The following is a 2,194-nucleotide window of genomic DNA, read 5'->3' on the forward strand; positions in this document are numbered from 1 at the left end:
GAAATCGTAATAGCGGCGCAGTACCTCCCTCAGGTCCTCACTCAGGGGCTGGTGTTTAGGGAAATAGGGATCGGCCAACATGCGGTCCCTCTCGCCCAGCTCGATGTGGTAGCCGCCGCTGGCGAAGATCACCGCATCGGCCAGCCGCACGTTTACCTCCCACGCGGGGTCGATATACGCCGCCAACACGACCGGTTTGCCCCCTCCCAAGCGCTGTGCCCCCACGATCAACCGCCAGAGATCCGAATACGCGGTATGGGGCGGCCAGACCTCAATATAGAGGAAATCGACGGGGGTCTGGGCCACTGCCTCGATCGGCCAGTTGTTAACGGCATTGAAGACCACCGCCGCGCCGGGTCGGATCGACCGCAGAACTGCGCTGGCCTGCCCAATGAAGGTATGGAAGGCAGAGGCCAGGTCCACCAAGCGGCCATGGGCATCCCAGGCCACCCACGGCTCCCCGTATTGATCCAGATGGATGCCGTCAAACCGAGTCACCTGCATGACCTCGGCGAGCTCCCGCAGCAGGTGCTGAGCCCACAGGGAGCCCGGGCGGGGATCCATAATGCTCAGGAAATCCTCGCCCAACCCGAGAGGATGTCCATCGGCCCCGTACAAGGTCCAGCCCGGGCGTGCGCGGGCGAAAGCGGCCGAGGCTCCGTACACCGCCGCATAGGCCATGGCAGCGATGTTGCGGCGGTGAGCCGCCTCAATGAAAGCCTCCACCGTCCGTCGAGAGAGGAGGCGCCCCAGCGGATCCCGGTAAGGATCCTCTTCGGCCAGCAGATCCTCATGGCGGTACATCCAGTCGTAGAACTGAAGGCCGTTGATGTGGAAGCGGACCAGCGCCTCCACAGCCTCCTCGATGTCGGGCCGATCGGGCGGGAAATCCGAGAGGAACCCGTAGCGGGGCGCCACGGTCCAGCGGCGGAGGACATCGAGGGCCGTCGATCCCCGGGCCAGGAGCTTCCCCTCAGCATCCCATAGCTCAGCGTCCACCCCATAGCCCCGCGGATCCTCTGGCGGGAGGGGGAGCGGGATGGGGATCTCCTCCGGGGCTCCGGGGTCAAGGGCGACCTCCTCCTCCATGGCGAGGGCTTCGTCCGCGAGGAACATCAGCTGGAGGCGAATCCGCCCCCGCCGCGATGGCCCCTCCAACGGAGCCATCCGCACGGTGATCCGCGCCGCTTCACCAGGATAGTAGAACGCTTTATCCGGGGACAGGTCCAGAGCCGCCATCGGATTATCCTTTGAGGGCGCCGGCACTTAATCCAACGATGAAATACCGTTGCAACATCACATATAGGAAGATCACCGGGGCGATGGCAATCAAAGAGGCGGCGAAGACCAATCCCCACTGGGTGAGGTGAGCTCCGTGGAAGGTGGCGATGGCCACCGGCAGCGTCCGCATCGCCTCCACATCGATGGCGGTGAGCGCCCAGGTGAACTCCTCCCATGCGAAGAGGAAAGTAAAGATGGCCGCCGTGGCCAGGGCGGGGGCGGAGAGGGGGAGGGTGATGCGGAGGAAGATCGTCCCGTATCCCCCGCCGTCGATCCACACCGCCTCCTCCAGCTCCCGGGGCAGCTGCTCGAAGAAGCCCCGAAGCAGGAAGGTGTTCAGGGGGATGGTCATCGCCACGTATACGAAAACCAGGCCGGCCAGGCTGTTCCGAAGCCCCAGCGCTCGGGCCAGCATGAACTGCGGGATGATCAGCGTGAGGCTGGGGATCATCAACGTGAACAGGATCGCATAGAAGGCGAGGTCCTTGCCCGGGAACTCAAAGCGGGCAAAGGCGTAGGCCAGCATGGCCGAACAGAGCACTGAGATCACCGTGGTGCTCAGGGCGACCACCGCGCTGTTCCGAAAATAAAGGGAGAAGTTGTTGGAGTTCCAGGCCTCGATGAAGTTCGCCAGCGTCGGCCGCTCCGGGATGAAGCGAGGCGGGATCTCCAGAACATAGACCGGCCCCCGGAGGGCAGTGGAGACCATATACAGGAGGGGCAGGGCCGTGGCCACAGCGCCGACCCCCAGCAGGAGGTAAAGCACTGCAACCTCCACAATCCGTCGCTTCGGGTTCGCGACCATGGAAGAGACCCCCTAAAGCTCCATCGGGCGGCGCAGGAGCTTGATTTGAAAGAGGCTCAGGAGGAAGATCAGGGCGGCCAGCATATACGAGAGCGCCGCCCCATAGCC

The 2,194-nt window shown here is 64.0% G+C and carries 2 protein-coding genes; both read right to left on the reverse strand.

What is annotated here, in order from left to right; genetic code table 11:
• The coding region (locus ACFMO5_RS10765; RefSeq protein WP_376792755.1) for a glycoside hydrolase family 66 protein at window positions 1-1,239 on the reverse strand (1,239 nt) is incomplete at its 3' end.
• A 4-nt stretch (window positions 1,240-1,243) separates the two neighbouring features.
• Window positions 1,244-2,086, reverse strand: a complete 843-nt coding sequence (locus ACFMO5_RS10770; RefSeq protein ID WP_376792756.1) for a carbohydrate ABC transporter permease — start codon at window positions 2,084-2,086, stop codon at window positions 1,244-1,246.
• Window positions 2,087-2,194 lie beyond the last annotated feature (108 nt).

Origin of the sequence: Thermoflexus sp., from assembly GCF_042408365.1 — a bacterium.
In the GTDB taxonomy this organism is placed as follows: Bacteria; Chloroflexota; Anaerolineae; order Thermoflexales; family Thermoflexaceae; genus Thermoflexus.

Excerpts from the sequence above, each read along its gene's own strand:
- ACFMO5_RS10770 (WP_376792756.1), bottom strand. The coding sequence starts at position 2,086 with ATGGTCGCGAACCCGAAGCGACGGATTGTGGAGGTTGCAGTGCTTTAC.